Source organism: Collinsella sp. WCA1-178-WT-3 (M1), assembly GCF_009696325.1.
Taxonomy (GTDB): Bacteria; Actinomycetota; Coriobacteriia; order Coriobacteriales; family Coriobacteriaceae; genus Collinsella.
Map to the genome: position 1 here is coordinate 29330 of NZ_VUME01000003.1, position 18382 is coordinate 47711.

Annotated in this window: 9 protein-coding genes; all 9 read right to left on the reverse strand. The window is 57.9% G+C overall.

Going from position 1 to position 18382, the window contains the following annotated elements; all coding sequences use genetic code 11:
• Nucleotides 1–237: 237 nt before the first annotated feature.
• On the reverse strand, nt 238–930 hold the full coding sequence (locus FYJ40_RS02780) for a hypothetical protein (protein WP_154515685.1): 693 nt from the start codon (nt 928–930) through the stop codon (nt 238–240).
• Between the two features lie 650 nt (nt 931–1580).
• Entirely contained in the window at nt 1581–4073 is a 2493-nt protein-coding gene (pglX, locus tag FYJ40_RS02785) for a BREX-1 system adenine-specific DNA-methyltransferase PglX (protein ID WP_154515688.1), read from the reverse strand.
• A 30-nt stretch (nt 4074–4103) separates the two neighbouring features.
• Nucleotides 4104–7763 carry a BREX system P-loop protein BrxC gene (gene brxC / locus FYJ40_RS02790; protein ID WP_154515691.1) on the reverse strand — a complete coding sequence of 1220 codons (3660 nt, stop codon included), beginning with the start codon at nt 7761–7763 and terminating at the stop codon, nt 4104–4106.
• Between the two features lie 9 nt (nt 7764–7772).
• Nucleotides 7773–8396 (reverse strand): DUF1788 domain-containing protein, encoded by a 624-nt coding sequence (locus FYJ40_RS02795; protein ID WP_154515694.1) that lies wholly within the window; start codon nt 8394–8396, stop codon nt 7773–7775.
• Nucleotides 8397–8398: 2 nt separating this feature from the next.
• On the reverse strand, nt 8399–9070 hold the full coding sequence (locus tag FYJ40_RS02800) for a DUF1819 family protein (RefSeq protein ID WP_154515697.1): 672 nt from the start codon (nt 9068–9070) through the stop codon (nt 8399–8401).
• 104 nt (nt 9071–9174) lie between these two features.
• Nucleotides 9175–10245, reverse strand: coding sequence for a hypothetical protein (locus FYJ40_RS02805; RefSeq protein ID WP_154515700.1), 1071 nt, complete (start codon nt 10243–10245; stop codon nt 9175–9177).
• Between the two features lie 2 nt (nt 10246–10247).
• A complete protein-coding gene (locus FYJ40_RS02810) occupies nt 10248–12176 on the reverse strand; it encodes a DEAD/DEAH box helicase (protein ID WP_154515703.1) in 1929 nt (642 codons plus the stop codon).
• Nucleotides 12177–13409 carry a hypothetical protein gene (locus tag FYJ40_RS02815; protein ID WP_154515706.1) on the reverse strand — a complete coding sequence of 411 codons (1233 nt, stop codon included), beginning with the start codon at nt 13407–13409 and terminating at the stop codon, nt 12177–12179.
• An 11-nt stretch (nt 13410–13420) separates the two neighbouring features.
• Nucleotides 13421–18106 carry a hypothetical protein gene (locus tag FYJ40_RS02820; RefSeq protein WP_154515709.1) on the reverse strand — a complete coding sequence of 1562 codons (4686 nt, stop codon included), beginning with the start codon at nt 18104–18106 and terminating at the stop codon, nt 13421–13423.
• Nucleotides 18107–18382: the final 276 nt, after the last annotated feature.

The following is an 18382-nucleotide window of genomic DNA, read 5'->3' on the forward strand; positions in this document are numbered from 1 at the left end:
GCCGCGGCATAAAAATAGAGGACGTCCCGTAAAGAGAAGCCCCCTTGCAAAACGGTCGAACCGTTTTTCAGATATCTATTAATCTACGCTAGATGTTCCGGAAACCGAGACGCCCTGGTACGGCAATCAAGCCGAGCGGATCCTATAGACAATTTAGGCCCCTCGAATAGAGGGTCCACGAAGTGGTTGAGAAATATCCCCGGCTTTCCTTTTTCATGACTAACACGTTGTAGCAGCTCACAGACGCGCCCCGTCATCCATTAGCATTCGATAAATCTGCTCGAGAGTTGACAACTTGATAACCATGCGGAAACGAATTTCTAGCTTCTGGCCAGCAGGTTTTTCTCCTTCATAGTCAACGCCACTCGGGGTTAAACCATCTTCAATAAAAATCAATGGATCATCGTTGTCGTTTTCGATGGCAATACGACCGTGCGCGAAGCCATTCCGAACGTGTCTACAGATACTTTCAATACAAGAATCCTCTTTCCCTGCGTCGTTTTTACCGACGAAGCAAACGCACCTCTCGGTCCGATCAGAAAAGACGGTTTCGTCATTAACGAAAAGGCTCTTCTCATTAAGCAACCCTCTCATTGACAGCCGCGTGTACACGAATTCAAATTGAGTACAGTCCAAGTCAAGTGGGACAAGGAATGCTTTCTCTAACTCAGTTTTATTGATCGATCGGGCACCCTTCTTTGGATCGATATCAGTCTTGAACAAATCGATTAAAGAAGGATTGGCAAGCTTCGTAACCTCAGTCATTGGAGCTCGCAGCACAAACCAGCAAGCAAGCTTCTCTATTCGGCGATAAACCAGATCAGATATTTGCTCGATTGGATATCTATCCATAATTGGGAATGAATCCTTTTCGACAATAACAAGATCTCTCGCCATGTATTTAAGTTTTTTCGCTTCGGTTTTCGGCATTGCCAACGGCCTCCAAAACTGATGCTCAAAGTAAGATATGGCCAATAGTATTAACCTTGAGAAACGGATTTAATTATCTTTAATCGAAGGAAACTCATTTCTAACGGCTGAAACAAGGTCTTCAAGAAGGCACTGAGTTTCCTCGCCGATAGGCTGGAATGACACCCTAAGCTTCAAGTATTGATGTTCATAAGTATCGTATGACGGGACCACGAATCTCTCCTCCTAGTCTAAAAGAACGCCATCCGAGTCATAGACGGGGACAGTTGCAAAGAATTGAGAATCTAATTCATCAGACTCTGCTTTATATGACGCATATGCGGACATAAGGCAATCTTCAAATTTTTTATAAGCCGAAATGCATTCAGGTCCACCGTGTGTGCGGACCATGCCCCCCTAGCATCAAAACTTTATTTCGAAAGTTATCATCTAAGTAGCACATCGGAGATTGAGATAATTGTGTTGCGTAACCAACTGCTCGTTCGTAGACATGTAGTTTTTTGTCTTCGATACGACTAAACGATTGGTTATTCCGCTCCCCCTTTAGGGCAAAATAATTACCCATTATGGCAATTAGACCACCAATAACGGTACCAACAAAGCTTGGCACAACAGACGCTAAAACTGAGCAATCCACTTATACCTCCATGCTAAATCAACGGATGACGTTTGAATTCCAATGAAGTTTCAAGTGAATCCCAATCGGATTTGGAGATAGACACATTGCTGTCGACCAAATCGTCAACCGCATCTTTATGTTTATCGGAAATAAGCATCGGTAGGGCCTTAATGTCCCTAGCCTGCATATTAAGGGTGGGATTAAGCATGCTAAGCACATCGGCGGCAATAGAGCAGTTGAGAAAACCTAAAGCCCAATTCTGTTTTTCACCCAGGCTGCAAATACACGGGCCCGCCATATCAAATCCGCCCGTTGGCGGCAATAACCTGAAACTCGGCCTACCTGATGTCAGCATCGTGTAGCAAACGCCTTCACTGTACCAGTAGTTTGACGCGAGCAAATTGGAGGTCGGATTACTCCGGTAGAAGTCAATTGCGTCTTTTCTGACTGAAACTAGCCAATGAAGATTGCCAAACCATCGACGAAAGTCACCACCCTTCGAATAGGTAGCCCACGAACCTTCACGCCCAATAGAGCGCGCGCTAACCTCCCAAAACAAGCGCAGGTACAAATTGTTATCACCCGTTTTATTTTGAGATCCCGTATAGTCCGAATATTCGCCAATAGAGTGACCCAACGAAAAGGCAGAGAGGAGCCCATCACTAGCCCAGTAAGCGATGGGGGTGCCGGGGATCTGCTTGAAGGTCTCGGCGTCGCGGCGGTAGAACCAGCCGCAGTCGGGGTTTTGGATCGCCTCGAGGGCCTTCTGGCACTTGGCCTCGCTTCCGTTAGTGTCGACGAGACGCATGTAGGCGCCCTCGAGGGCCGCTTGACCGTTGTAGACGACGTCGGCCGTGACGTTGACGACCTCGCCGCCGATGGCGTCGAAAGCGCGGGGGCCCAGGTGAAGCATGGAAAGGATCGACTTGCCCTCGATGAGCGAGGAGCGCATCTTCTCGAAGCTGCCCAGGAACATCCAGCTTTGCATGGTGATCATGGCCGCGTAGCCGCGGTCCTTCGCCAGGTTGAAGCCGCGCTCGATGAAGCACGTGCACAGGTCGCTCTTGACGTCGGGGTAGCTCTTCTTGACCCACTTGGACATGAAGGGGCCGAAGCTGGAGCTGCCCATGTAGGGCGGGTTGGCCACCACGCAGTCGTGGCGGCGGGCCAGGGTCTCGCAGGTGGAAAGGGCGCGCTGGAGCCTCTCCCTCGAGCTGCTGCCGAACAGGCCGTCGGAACCGGTGAGCTCTATCGCCTCGCGGATCGCGGCGAGGTCGCCCTCGCCCGGGGCGAGCAGCGATCCCGCCTCGTCCAGGTGCGCCAGGGCGTCGAGGAGGTCCTTCCTCTTCTCGAGCGCGCTGCCCTGCGGCACGTCGCCCTCCCCCAGCGCCACCGGGGCGAGCACGGCGATGTCGGCCTGCACGCCGCGGCCGAAGAAGCGGCGGTCCAGCCCGCGGGCGCACATGGCCAGGGCCAGGCGCGCGATCTGGGCGGCGCGGGGGTCGATCTCCATGCCGTGCAGGTTCTTCGACAGGACGAGCCCGGGGATCTCGCGCTCGCGGTAGCCGCGCTCCAGGTACATCTTGGCCAGCAGCTCGAAGGCGTAGACCAGGATGTGGCCCGAGCCGCAGGCCGGGTCGCACAGGGAGATGTCCTCGGGGCCGCCGATCTTGATGAAGTCCTCGTGCGTCTCGTCGGGCTCGATGTAGTACTCCATCTCGGCGCGCAGGGGGCTTGCGGGGTTGTTGAGCATCCACAGGCGCCCCAGCGAGTTCTGCACCATGTAGCGCACGATCCAGTCGGGCGTGAACAGCTGGGTGGCGGGGCCTATGGTGTCCGGCGTCTCCTTGGCCTTGGAGGCGAAGAAGGCGTCCTTGACCTCGGAGTTGTAGTACTGGTACATCCATCCCAGGATCTGGACGTCCTCCCAGTCGGCCTCGTCGATGTCGCCCACCATGCGGCCGATGACGCCGTCCGTATCCATGAGGTTGGCCGGCAGGAGCAGCGCCATGCACTCGTCCACGGGCTGGAACACGCCCGGCAGGCACCCGGAGAGCTCGGCGCACTGGGCCAGGAACAGGTAGCGGAAGAGCGGCCCGTCCTCGCCGGCCTGCTTGAGCTCGGCGACGCGCACCGGGTCCGCCCCCTCGATCTCCACGTCGAGCGCCTCGTCCGCGGCCTGGCTGCCCAGCTCCCAGGAGCCGTCGGCGGCGGGGCGGGTGAACATGCGCACGCGGCTGGGCAGGAAGTCGTGGACCTCCATGTAGCGCACGGCGGCGATGCGGTTGAACCAGGTGTAGGCGGCGCGGTCGCGCAGGTGCTCCAGGCCCTCCTCGGCCCCTGCGCGCAGCAGCGCGTCGCGCCACTCGGTCTCCTCCGGGGACAGGGCGCGCCCGCCCACCGCCGCGGCGCCGGCGGGCTCGGCGCCCCCGGCCACGCCGTAGAGCCTCATGCGGGCCTCGACGCCGGCGATGAGCTCGTTGCGGGCCCAGATGCAGTAGTTCTTGATGGCGGTATCGTTCATGGCGGTCTCCCCTTCCCCAGCGGCTCTTGGTTAGCTCAGGCGGATGGCGCCGTTGCCCTGTAGCTCGGCAAGCAGGCGTGCGCGGAGCTGGGCAAGATAAGCGTCAATATCGCTTTCGCTCTCCAGCTTTTTGCGCTCGCCCAGTTCGGCCAGGCGCAGCTTTTTAATCCTCTTGGGAGCAGGAGCGGGCTCAGGCTTTGCGATCGCCGGGGCGTCCTTGTCGTTGTCATTGATCGTGGTAACGATCTCACCGTTGGGCGTAACTTCCTTGTGGCGGCTCTCGCGCTGCTGACGGGCTTTCTCCTCATCGATAGCCTTATCGATGTTCTCGCATGCGCGATCGCAATACTCAATCAGCTGCTGCTTAAGCGCGGCAAGCTCGCTCGCCTTGGTGGCAGCGTGAACGCGGCTCTCAAACGACTTAGCCATACGGCCCGCGTCCTCGATGGCGCGCTCGGCCAGCTTGGCGTAGCCGTCCTGGCCCTGGGCATATTCGTGCACCTGGGCCATCTGTGCGGTTATGTCGTCCAGCATCTCCTTGCGCTTGGCATCGACCATCTGCTTATGGGCAGCCATGACGGGCTCCATCAGCTCGTGGAGCTCGCGGACCTCGCGGTATGGACGCGGATTCTTAAGAATCTGCTCGATGCGCTTGTTGGCCTCAACCGCCTGGGCGTTAGAGTCCATGTAGAAGCCCTCGTCCTTCATAAGGCCCATAAACTCAACGGCACTATCAAAAACGGGCTTTTGGCTCTCAAAGAAGAACACGACCTGGTCGTAGTCCTCTTTCCATTCGTCCAAATCGTCCTGCGCCTTTACAAAGGCATTGAAGAGCGTCTGGGCATCGTTCTGGTTGTCCAGCAGGCGCGTGGTCAGCGTAATGCCATCTTCCAGCACCTTTAGGCCCGGATACGGATAGGCCGGGGCCAGGCCCGTAAAGTTGTTGTTGGTGAGTTCCACGCACTCGCTCTTAAAGTCCTTAAGCGTTTCGACCACGGTGGCGGTAAGCTCGTCCTCGTTGGAAATCTCACGCTTGGCATCGAAGACCTCGCGCAGCACCCTGTTGACCTTCTTAATGAGTTCGTCGCTCATCTTAACGCGCTCGCGTACCTGGGCCTTGTCGGCGTCCTTACGCAGGAAGGTAACCATACGCAGGTCGGTGGGGACAACATTGGCGCCGGCAGCCGTAATGGTCGCACGCTGCGAGACCACCAGCTGCGCCACCACGTTGGCAATGTCGATTTCGCGCCAACCATAGGGGGCACCCTGGAACTTACGCTGCAGGTCGCCCATGGTCGTATTGAGCGACAGGCGCGTCTGGGCATGCAAAAAGTCCGCGACCTCCTTCTCGGCGCGGGCGTTCTGGGAGCTCTGGCCGTCGAGCGCCACCTGGTTGGCACCGCGCAGCGTGGCGCGAATGTCCTCGTCGGTCTTGGCGGGGTCGGCGATGTAGTCGGCCTTGGTAAAGATGGCATCCGTCAGCTTTGACAGGGCCTGGTCAAACACATCGGCGGGCTTGGTGGCGCGAATGTTAACCATGGAACCATTCACAGCCACACGGGCATGCAGCACGGCCTCCTCCAGCAGTTTGGCTGCCTCTCGCTCAACGAAAGTAGCCTCTTTCATCTTTGCCTGGATAATCTGCTGAGTCGAAGGCGCCAGGGCCTCGGTGTTGATGGTCTTGCGGTACTTGCGGATCTTAGCCACATTCTGCAGATCGTCGAAGTAGTCGATGTCGTCTGCCAGCACCACCAGCGCGATATTTGCCGACTTGACGGCGAGCTCGGCGTCGTCGGCACGCGAGAGGTCATCTGCCACCGTGACTACGTTGAGCTTCATGCCGCCCTGGGCCACACCATAGACCGAGTCGTCTACATAGCGGTCGAAGGGAAAGTCGTTGGCGCCCACGCGCAGCTTGGTAGCCGTATAGATGCCGCTAAAGAGCGACTTTTTAATGCCCTCGATAATCAGGGCAGCATCTACCGGCGTCTCGCTGATGGCGCGCGAGATATCCTGCTCCTCGTCGGTGAGGAAGTTGTACGCATCGCCCTGACGTGCCACGTAGTTTTCGCATACCAGGCGGTTAAGCGATTCCTTAACGCGGTCCTTAAGGGCGGCCTTGTCCACATCCATGCCGTCGACCATAAGGATGGAGATGTTCTCGACGTTGGACTTGATGTAGTCGATATAGCGGATCAGGTACAGCAGCTTTAGGACCTTAACGTCCTCGGTCTTAAGACCATGGCCATCCTCGGCTGCGCGCTCGGCGCGCGTGACCACCTGGATCACGCCGTGCTCCAGGTCCTTGGCGATGGTATCGAAGAAGCGCCAGAACGGCACCAGGGCGCCTACCTCTTGGTCCTGAATGGCCTGGGCCGATTCCTGGAAGGCCGAGAGCATGGAGCGCTCGCCCGTGGACATGTGCTTGGCCTTGACGCCGTGCTTGCGCACCTCGGTCATAACGTCGGGCAGTACCTTAAACTGATAGTTCACAAACGGGTAGCTGGCCGTAAAGTCGTTGCGGCTGGCATAGCCAATCAGGTCGCCGCGCGAACCGTCAAAGGAGAATACGTTTTTGAGCACGGTGCTCTGGGCCTCATAGTCCTGCTGGAGCTTTGCCGAGGCGGCATCGTTCTTTTGCAGCACGCGGCGCTGGATGACCTCGTCCACGCTGGAGCTGGAGAGCGAAAGGCGCGTGTTAAAGCGGCCCTGAATCTTGGAGAAGTCGTCGCCCACGATCATGGCGACCTCGTCGATGGCCTCCTGGCTGGTCACCATGACCCATACGCGGCCACCGCAACGGCTGCCCAGCTCCTCGACGAGCGTCTGCAGCGACAGCATAAGGCTCGTGCTCATGTCGGCATCGGAGCCAATAAACTGACCCACCTCGTCGGCCATGAACAGCAGGCGGAACTCGCCGCCGCACTCCTCGGCGCGTTTGTCGGCATACTGCTTGACCATCTTGGCAAAGGTGTCGGCAGCGATGGCATCGTCCTCGGTACCGTCGAACCAGTGGCGCGCGGCCTGCTCACTCATGCCCAGGACCTGTTGCAGGGCCTCGACGATGTCGTCCTCAAAGTAGCTGTAGCTCTCGCGGTCCTCGAGCCAGTTGCCGTGGTCAATGCTCTCGTAGGCAGCGCGGAACTCCTGCGTCTTACCCTTGCTGTCGATATGCTGCTCCAGGCGTGCGAGCTTTAGATCCTCGCCAAAAAAGCCCAGGTGCTCAAAGAACACGCGCTCAAAGGCACGCAGCAGGGCCGTGCGCGAGGTGTCGCCCTCTTTCCACTGGCCACCCTTGCTGTCGATGTTAAACAGGATCGCCTCGGTGGGAACCTCGCAGCAACGACGAACCCTGGCGGCTACGATGGGATCGGAGATCTTGCCATCAAAGTAGTCGACGGCGCGCTTGCCGGCAATCTCATCGTTTTGCAGCAGATACGAGAGCATCTTGAGGAAGTGCGATTTACCGGAGCCAAAGAAGCCGCTGATCCACACGCCCATGTTGTCGGTGGGAACGTCGAGCGCCTTATCGTACGCCTCGAAGAAGTGCGCAAAATGACCCTGCAGCTCGCGCGTCACCACGTACTCGTCAAGCTCCTGGCGCACCGATTCGTCGCTGGCGTCTTGCACCTTGACGACGCCGTTGATGGAACGGTTGATGTCCTTGGAAAACAGGTCTTGGATAATCATCTGTCGCTCCTAAGAAATATCGAACGCGCGGTAATAGTTGCTGGCGTTCTCTTTGTTGAACAACTTGAGCTGGCGGCCATCAAAGCTGCCGGGATACATGACGACGACGGGCACGGTGCCAAAATCGGCAAGCATGTCGTTGAGCAGGTTGTGCACGCGCAGTAGCGGAAAGACCTCGCCCACACCCGTGAGCAAGATCACGTCGCCGGGCTGATGCGGCTGGGTATGCTCCAAGAGGTACTGGGCAAAGCTCTTGGAGCTACAGGGCTTCTGGAGCTCTTTGATCTGGGCCTCCGAGCCGACCTTTGCCTCGCGCCGGGGAATCGCACGCAAAATACGGCGCTGCTCGCAGATATCGAGCATCACGTCGTACAGGTTAAAGACCTCCAGATTGCACGGCAGCTTGCCGGCCTGGGCATCTGCCACGAGCTCGTCCACATAGGCGCGGCACTCAAACTCCAGCGAAGGATCGTAGCAAAACGTATAGAAGCCAATCTCGTTACCGATGCCCTTGTTGGCCAAGAAATCCTGGTCTTGCAGGCGCTCGCGCAGCGCCTCGCGGCGATGGTCAAAGTCCTCATGTATGCGCTCGGCGCGGTTGCGCGGGCGAATGTGCGGTTGGTTTATTGCCATGTCTACATCACCTGCCCGGTGAGTGCGGCCAGGGCGTCCCTGTCGCCCAGGTCGCGGATGGCCTGCTCTACATCGGGGTCGAGCAGCAGGGGCTGGAGCGCGTCGGTGCGCTGCGATGCCTTAAAACCGGCGCTACGCAAGATCTGGCGCAGGGTGCTTTTTATACGGCCCAGCGTAGCATCGGACCATTTGACGGCCTCGGCATGCTCAACCTGAAAACGGGTGACAAACGCGTTGAGGTCAACGTCGGTAAAGTTGTAGTCGAAGCTGGCCATGCGCTCGCCAATCTCCACCTGGATGAGCTCGCGGACCATGGTGTAGCGGCACATCATGGCAAACAGGTTGGCCTGGGCAGCCTGATCGGGCATGCCGTTGGCGACAAGATCCATAATGCGCGTGACCGCTTGATCGGCGGTGTCTTTGTCGATACCGCGGGCAGAGCACTGCGTCTCGTCGAGCGATACGGCATCAAAGCGGCGCAGGCACACGCGGGCGCGGTCGGCCAGCATGCGCTCGGTGGGATACTGAAACAGGTTGTCGTGCTTAACGCGCGCGATGATCTCGTCGTCGCTCACGCCATCAAGACGCAACGCGGCGACGATACGCATCTCGGGCAGCAAAAACTGCTCGCGCGTGAGCACGCCTCCCAGTGATATTTTTTCGGTGTTATCCACAGGACACACTCCAAGGGTTCGGGCCTTTTTATTTGCATCGGGGCGATGCAAACATGCTTCCAATCATACCGTTTAAGTACGGGGTCGTGACGGTTGTTGCTGCCTTACTGCCCCAGCTCCTTAAGCGCTTGCAGCGACGCTGCGCGCGTCTCGGCGTAGGCAAGGCGCGCGTCGCTCAGCTGCTTATCGAGCTGATCGATCTGGCCGCTCATTTCCTTAATCTGCTTGCCGATTTCTTCAATCCTGGTAAACGCTTCCCAGTTGCGCTCGCCGGAAAGCTTTTGATACTCCCGACGTAATACCAGCAGCTGGGTAAGCAGGGTTTCGCGCGACTTATCGAGTTCTTCCATCTTGTCGCGCGCAGTCTTTACCTCCCGCGCAATGCGCATCTTTTCCTGCTCCTTCGCCGAGGGATCGGGAGCAGCCTCCGATGCAGGTTCTGGCGTTTGCGCGGGCTCGGGCTCAGGCTCGGGCTCAGAAGAATCCTCAGGCCCAGACGCTGCTTCGGGCTCCGACTCGGGCTCGGGCTCGGGCTCAGACTCAGGCACAGGTTCCACTTCGGGCCCGGGCTCCACCTGGGGCTCAACAACCGCCCCTGCCTCGGGCTCCACAGGCAGCGGATCATCCATCTCCAAAAACGCGCAGATTCCCGGCTCCGTCGCTGGCCTTGCCTCGAGCACTGTGGCAACCACGCTGCTGCTCAGCATCGCGCTCTGCGAGCAAAGTACCGCTCGAAAGCGCCGCATAAGAAAGCCAAACCCGGAAATCTGCTGCGCCAGGCGCTCGTCATAGGCAACGCAAATCGTATCCTCGCTTGTTTGCCGCACCGAAAGCCAATCGCCCACGCACATGAGCTGTACCAGCGTGATAGGCGTCAGGTCACCTTCAAAGAGCAGCTGCAGGCGGGGCGAAACATCGTCGCGGGGAACAACCAACTCAGTATGCTTCTCGAGCTCTTCTAGCGTGGTGCCGACGTACTGGCATAAATCGATGTTGCTCGGAACATCCGTAAAATGCTCGCGCGCACGGCTTAGGAGCCACTCGCTTTTGTCCGCGTTGATACGAACGCGCTTAAGAGCATGCGACGACCCGTCCCAGGTAACATCGGAATGCTCCAAAAACAGCCAGCCGTCACAAAACAGCTCCATAGCAAAGATGGGAAAGGCTTTCTGCATCGTTACATCTCCTTGGGTTCTTGCATATCGTCCGCGACGCCTTGATCGCTAACCTCGCTCCGCTGGCCCTCGTCGTCAAACAGGCCCTTAAACACCAGCTCCAGATCACGCTCGTCGGTATAGCCGGGTTCCAGCGTGCCGCGGTCAATCGAGTCGAGCATGACCTGTTCCTTGTGCTGCAATCGCTCGTAAATGTTGCGGTCGAGCGACCAGGACCCGCCACGGCGTTCGTACACAGCGCGCAGGTAGTGGTACTGCGTGTACTGCTCTTGCGGCAGACCTAGGCGGTGAATGCGGTCTTTGGACTGCAGTAGGTGCACCAGGTTGTAGCTGCACTCAAAGTAGACGGCGTCGTGGCACACGCTGTGGAGCGAGACTGACTCGGCCAGTGTGTGCGGGTTGGTGACCAGCACGCTCGTCTCCCCCGCCTTAAACGAATCGATGATGCGGGCGCGCGTGGGCATATCGGTCGACCCACTGATGGCACGGGCCGTAATGCCGCGCTCGCGCAGCTCGTGCACCACATTACGAATACTGCGCTTAAAGATGCACCACACGATGACTGACTTGCCCTGGGCTACCAGCGACGCGACCAGATCCAGGCAGGCGACCATCTTGGCTGTGGGCCGGTCATCCACCTGCAGACCTTCCAGTGCCTTGCCCGCCCCCGTCTGCACCTCGCCGTCAAACAGGTCGGCATAGTCGCCGGCGCTCAGGTCCTCGGCCAGCATGCGCGGATCGGACGAAAGCTGCAGCAGGCGAATGATCATCTCGAACGGCTCGCCCGAAAGCGTACGCAGCACCTTTTGGAACAGCTGCTGCTCCCAGCGTTCCACCGGCACATCGACCAGATGGTCCTCGTTGGCCTGGGGCACGCCCAACTGATGCTTATTGGTGCGGCAAAAGAACGGCGCGATGGACTCGTTGATATGCTCAACGTCATCCTCGCTCGTCGACTTAAGGGCATTGGCGCTCATGCCAAAGTACCAGTTGTAGTCGCGCGGCCACAGGCAATGGAGCAGGTTGTACAGGTCCTCAAACGAGTTGGGGATCGGCGTACCCGTGAGCGCGATAAAGTACGGCGCCGCCGCGGCAATCTGCACCGCACTCGCTGCGCGCTTGCCGCCCACACGCTTCACCTTGTGCACCTCGTCAAACACCACCAGGGCGCGATCGGCCGCAATGCGCGCGGCCGCCTCCCCCAGCGCGACCGACTCGTAGTTGAGCAGGATCATGTCGTAGCGCTTGTAGTCAAACAGCAGAGTGCTGTACTTGTCGCGCGTGGAACGACCGCGAAACTCGGGGTCGTGAAAGCACAGCGAACGCAGCGGGCGGTCGGCGCCAAAGCAGGCGGCCCACTCGTCGCGCCACGAGCCAAAAGCGTTTTTGGGCGAAAGCACGATGATGCGGTCGACCAGGTCGCGCTCGCGCAGGTACGCAAACGTGCCCAGGACCGAAGCCGTTTTGCCCGAACCGGGAACGGAGAAGTTGGCGCTGCGGCCCATGGCGCTCATAAAGAACGCGTCCCACAGCTGGCGGTCCTTAAGTGGGCGTTGCATCAGGGTGTCCTCGGCGCGGCAGAACTCATCAAAGCGATCGGCCACCGACTCATCGTGCGCCTTGATCAGCAGGCCCACGCGCGCCTTCTCGCGCAGATAGTCCTCACGTGCCGTAAGGCCTCGCAGCAAGTCCGGGTCCACCTGGCACTCCACACCAAAGCTTGCCGCCTGCTGCAGCAGCTCAACGATGCGCTTGGCGCCCGGGTCGTCAATCGCCAGCGGAAAGAGCACGTCCGCCTCTCGATAGCTCGGTGCATAGCGGCGCAGCGCCGAAAGCCGAATCTTCCAAACCGGCTCGCGACGCAGCTGCTCAACCGTCATGTCGAGCGGCACGACGGAAATGCCGTCGCTATACGAGAGGCGCAGTATCATTTAGGCTTCCTCGCCGCCCATCTTGTACGCAATCTTGTCTTTGATCATATGCACCCTTGCCTCGAGCTTGGCGACCTCGGCGGCGATATTGGCAATCTCGTCCGCAGGCAGCAAGCCAAAGGTCGATTCCTCCACCTGATCAAGATCCCTGATGGCGCGAATGATCGAGAGCGAAGGCGACTTGAGGGCCTTGTTCATCTTGGTGGTGTTTTCGGCCGACTCCATAACCTCACGGAAGGCCGTCGCCAGTTGAACATCGTCGCGAATCTCGGCGATGTCGGTCGAGGTCACGATCTCTTTGTTCTTTAGGCGCTCGGCAACCTCAAAGGCCAGCTCGTTTTCGCGCTCGATAAAGCGGTCCGCATCGGGGCCTTCCAGAATCGGCTTCATCTTGCGGACAAAGCGCACGATGTCGCCCTGCGGCTCGGCAATCATGTTGGCGAAGACGATGTTTTTAACGTCTTCTTCCTGTTCGTCGCTCTTGCACTTTTTAAGGACGCCCTGTAGGTCGTTGATAACGCCGGCAACCTTGAGCTCGCGCGCCAGGTGGAACTGGTCCTTGGCGTTGGCAAACTCCAGGAACTCGTTCATATAGCGGGCTTTTACAATCTCCTTCTCGAGCTCCTTGGGCTCAACGCCAATGCACTGGGCGTACTCCTCCTTCGAGAGCAAGTTGGAGCTGATGATGTCGTTGTAGATGCCCACCAGGCGGTCGACCGGGTCGTAGCCGACCTTCTCTTCCTCGCCATGCTGGATCGAAAGCTCCAGCATCTTGATCTTCTTGGAATCGTTACCCAGACTCTCAGGCAAAATGACAGCCTCAAACCAGCCAAAACTTGGGTTTTCGGCGGCAAGACGACGCAGGCAGGTAAAGCGACGGTTGCCGTCGACGATCAGGCCGTCGGCCAGCACCACGCCGGGACGCTCTTGCGAACGCAGGGCAATGCTACGCTGCGTCTTTTCGATAGCATCCTTGTTGCTGTCGACGATAAAACCCTCAATGATGTCGTTGCAGGCCGCGACGTCCAGCTCATTAAACGCACCCTCGCCATGTTCGGCCTTATAGCGGCTAATCCACGAGGCGATGCGGTCGTTCTGCACGTTGTAGCGCAACAACTCGAGCTTAATGCTGTAAACGGGATACATCTCGGGCTTGCCGTCAATCACGATCTTGTGGTTGGCACCGGTCGGCTTAATGTTGACGCCGTCGCCGATCATCTCGAGCAGGTTCATGTTGACTCCTCCTATTGGTTGTTTTTGATATACAGCTCGCTCAGGTAAGCTGCATTCGCTTCCTTGTTGGGCATGACCATGTCGAGGTCCTCGTTGTAGAACAGCCCCTTGTCCTGGACGGCTCGGTTAATATCGGCTGCGGTTATTACGACGCCGTAGTCATCCTGGAACGCATCGATCAGGTCCCCCACCTCGATAGGCCCCTTTTGCCTCACGACGTATTCGACCGCGTCGCCCGACGAAAACGCCCCCTCCTTGCGACAGAACATGTAAACTCCGCTAAAGCGGGTACGCCTTATTTGCTCATGAGCCAGGCCGTACAGAACGATTGAGTCATAAAACGTATTGTCAAAACCACATTCATCGACCACGGCATGGAGCTTATGCATAAAGCCCTGCTTACGCAGGCTCGTCACCGTAAACGGCACGTCAGGCTCTGTGCAGGCAAACAGGGAATACGCGTAGCTGCCCAGGTCAATACGTCGAATACCTGTCGATTCGTTCAGCCGCTTGAGCGAAATGAACGAATCGTGGTTGCACTCGATAAAGGTAAAGTTGCGCAGCAGCGGTGTAATGGCATTCCTAAAATCCGGATGGTTGATGACCTCGTCGCCAAAGCCCGGGGAACCGTAGGCAAAGCTGTCGCGCGACATAAGCAGGTTCGTAAACGACTGACGCAGGTCCACGCCTTCCTTGACTATCAGGTCCCTGGAGATTTCCAGACCAAGAGGCGCCAGTGACTGATCGTTAATGAGCCGCCCGGATGCGATACCAAACTTGGCAGCAAAACTCGCTGCGACATACGGTAGCGAGACGTAGTCCTCGGTCACCATATCTTTGATGAACTGCTGCTGCTCGTCCGTAAGGTTGCTCTCGACATACGAGTAGCGGCCGTTGCGCAGATATGCGTTCATGTCGCGCAGGTAGTTGCCGCGGACCGTCCTCGTTTCCACGCAGTACTTGTCCGCATAGCGCTGGGCAAACTCCTCGCGCGATAGCTCGGTGCCCGCATCTCGCAGCACATCGAGCATTTGGTTTTTACGGTCCGTTTTGCCCAGACGAATGAGCGGCATCGAGCCCATTTCCAAGCCGGGCACCGAACCCGGACGCACAAATGAGCGGATAATCTCGTAGAGCTCCTCGTCATCACGCACGTCGTAGAGGTCACACAGCTCCTGATTCTCGCGTAGGATGAGGCCCGCGCCGCACTCGATATTGCGCCCCACGGCGAGCGTCAGGATCTGACGCAACTCGGACGTAAAGCGGCTGTCGACCTTGTAGGCGCGAATCTTATTGGCGCGCGCCACCAGGAACATGTGCGTGCCACGCAGCTCGTTAAGACATCTGATGTCCTCGGAAGGCAACGAAAGCATCTGTTTGTAACCGCACTTGTTGTCTTCCAAAAACAGCTGGTACCTGTTGCGGAAATCTTTAAGGTCGTGATACTCATCAACGGCTCCAGACTCGGCAAAGGCACGCAGCGCGGCACCGCGCGTGGAGAAATTGCCCAGTTTTTTACGCGCGATCTGCTCGAGCTGGGAGGTGTTGTCCTTCTCGACACTTACGGGCGTTCGGAGCACGCCGGCAGAAGAATGACGATTCAGCTGCGCCGCCCTATCACGCCATTCCTGCGGCAACGAGCGATCGTTGGCGGCAAGGCGCAGGCTAAACTTATTCGATACCTTGACGGCTTTCAGGTAGCCAAAAGTCATCGGGGATGCCTGTGTAATCTTGCAGAACGCATCCTCGGTAAGGTCATAACGCTGGTACAACGGGGCGAATTTGTCCTCGTCGAGGCGCGGCCGATTGCACAGCAGGTCGGCACGACGCTGACGGAGCGGACCAAGACCAGCGGGCTTGTGCGGGTAATCCATAAGCGGCTTATCGCTAAAGATCCAGCGTAACAGGCTGGCATCATCGCTGGGCAGCAACGCCAGCCACGCCTCGATAGACATAGGGCCTTTGCCGGTGAGGTCTTCGACCTTGCTGGTAAAGGGCTTTGCCGGCTGTTCCGGGGCCGGGGCGGGAGCTGGCTCCAGAGCGGCAGGGTCAGGCATCTGGTCTGGCTCGGGCTCGGTCGCAGGCTCGGACTCGGTCGCAGGATCGGGCTCGGTCGCAGGATCGGGCTCGGGCTCGGTCGCAGGCTCGGGCTCGGGTGTCGGCGCGACAGCCTGCTCCACCGGCGCGGCCTTCTCCTCGGCCGGTTCGTCAGCGTTTTCGGTTTCCATGCTCGCAAGGTACGCGCGAACCACATCGCATACAGACGGCGCAAGGTCCTTATCGACCTGTGCATATTTAAGCGGGATGGTGCCCTGTCCGTATACGCGCTTCATATACAGGAATGCAGGCTGTGCGGTTTGCGTTAGGCCGTAAAACTCCTTGGCGGAAAGCTTATACGTATGAAAGAGCGGACCAAATGTATCGACGTCAAACGTTGGTCGCCCCGCCATAAGGGCATCGTAACGCTCGCGGATTTTCCAAGCAGACTTGCCAAGGTTATCCATCCAGCGAGCCGGCTTGTCATCGATGAGCATATAGCCCATCAGGATGCGGTCCTGGTATGCGAGATCCGTGAACCATCTATTGAACTTTACAATGTCCTGGCCCACGGCAAGCTTAAGCACCTGTTCCAGCGTAAGATCTTGCACCGGCGGCTGCTCAGACTCGTGAGCGGACTGCGCTTCAAGCGCTTCCGTCTGAGCACCCACCTCGCCGCCCGGTTGAACCTCATCGACCGACGTAATAACGTCGTCTGCCGAATTTGCATTTTCGCAGGTAGATTCCGTATTGCTGGCCTCAATATCTTCTTGATCCTGAGGCAGCTCAAAGTTCAGACGCTCAAACGTTTTTACCGCTGCACTAAAGGCGGGATATTCACTTTTAAGACTCGCGAGCGCCGAATTGACAGCGTCCTCTTCGTTAGCGCCCGTCGCAAGCCTACCCGCCAGCCTGGTACAAAAGAGTAGACGGAACGAAGGCTCGTTTACGGCAAGGCCTTCGCGCTGCAGACGGTTAATGGTATCCCTGACAAGACGGTTAACTGCCTCGACGCGCTCGAGCGGCGTGCCAGCGGCTGGATACCAGCCCCCTATTGCAGCCAGACGGGCAAGTTCCATTTCGTCTTTGGTTTTTCCCAGCTGCAAACGACCCGATGGCCACTCATTTAAAGCATCGATAATCGAACCAACCTCAGAAGATGTGAGGCCGCTTCTCCGTAACGCCGTAGCATTGTAGGTGAGCAGCGTAGGCAGGTCGTAGATTTTAAGGGTCCATTTTAATTTACGCTGAATTGCCGGAGTAATCGAAAGGTTCCACAGCGAAAGCGGCGCGCCGCCACTCGTATACACCGTGCTAAGTGTTTCGCTAATCGGTCCTTTAATGTTCGCGTAGGCACGGTAATCACGCCCAATGCTGCGCAGATTACCATAGATGTCAAATGTCAGCCTCGCATTGCCCGAGAGTCTGCCGAGCTCTGGCGCCTGCGCGCGATACTGCGGAGATAGCGGCAAAGCATAGGCGGTAAGATGCTTTTCGAAAGCAATGCGTAAGGTCTCGTCCTCAGCCTTGCCCAACTTGCGCACAAGGCAAAACACATCGTGAATCTCATGCTTGTCGAGAAAGGCAACCTGGGTCTCGGTATCAAACACACAGCGCGGGTCGTCCCAGCCGCTCAGGTACTTGGGACGCTCGAGCTTTTTAACGGCGTCCTCGGAAGGCTCAAACTTAGATGCAGCCATGACGCCGGGCTCAAGTTCGAGCTCTGGTTCGGATTCAGAAATGGGCGCAATCTCGGCTTCGGGGTCCGCGACGGTCACGGTCTCTTTAATGGATTCGGGTTCAGACTCGAGCACAAGCGCGGGCTGCTCGAGCTCGGTGGCGGCCTCGGCCTCAAGGCCATCCGAGAAGGAAATAACCAGCTGCTGCGGCTCGGAAGACAGCGTGAGCCTGGGACACTCAGGCTGCACCGGCTCCTGCTGCTCGACTTGAGCCGGCTCCTGCCGCTCGTCCGCCACCTCTGCAGGCTCCGTCGGCGACTCGTATCCCATGAGAGACAGACCGTCGGCCGGCTTCCTGTCATACGAAACGCCCACGGCAACGGGGATAGGCCAACTGCGCCCATTAACCTTCAACTGCACAAGGGTCGAATCTGCACGCAACGAAATGGGACCATAAGCCATAGGTGCAGGGTCCTCAGGAGTAACGGATTCAACGGCCTCGGGCTCTACAATATCGGCGTCGTCGGCCCACAGCGCCGCCGCGCGCTCAAGTGTCTCAGGCTCTGTGGCTTCGGGCTCTTCGGCATCGCACTCAGCGGCCTCAGGCGCAGCCTCTTCAGACTCAACGTTTTCGTCATCAACAACGGTGCCGTAAACGTCCTCGTCCCCAGTGTTTTCGCCCTCGGCACCTTCGCTTTTAACAGCCTCAAGCTCAATGGCATCAGCAGCCACCGGCTCCCCTGCGGGTTCCGCCACCTCCTTGGCCGCACCGGGCGCCATGCTGTACTCGCCGTTGGCGTATAAAAGTTCGCCACCTATAACTAGTTGGGCTAGTGCACGTTCGTATGAGTCATTGATGGTGCGATACACGCTCGAGCGCACCAGCGCTTCGTGCAGTGGGGCATCGGCCTGCGCGACCGCATCCAGAATGAGCGACTCGTAGTACGCGTTTACGTCCATTGAAATGTTTGTTGCACTCACAGCATTGTTGTCCATACAGAAACGACCCCCGATATTCCCCAAACAACCCACTAGCTGTATTGGAAAAAAGGAAGAATTATGCCAATGATTACTTCATACGCCACTTGCGAACGTTTTTGTTTAGCAACATTTTGTTGTGCAATAAATCAACTGTGCATATGCAGATGAGCGGTAGTTTTAATCGGTGAACGGCGATCGCGTACGCCTGAAGGCCCTTTCATTTTCCTTGGCACCAAGGCAATTAAAATGGACCTGTCGCGCAGACGCGCCGCGCGC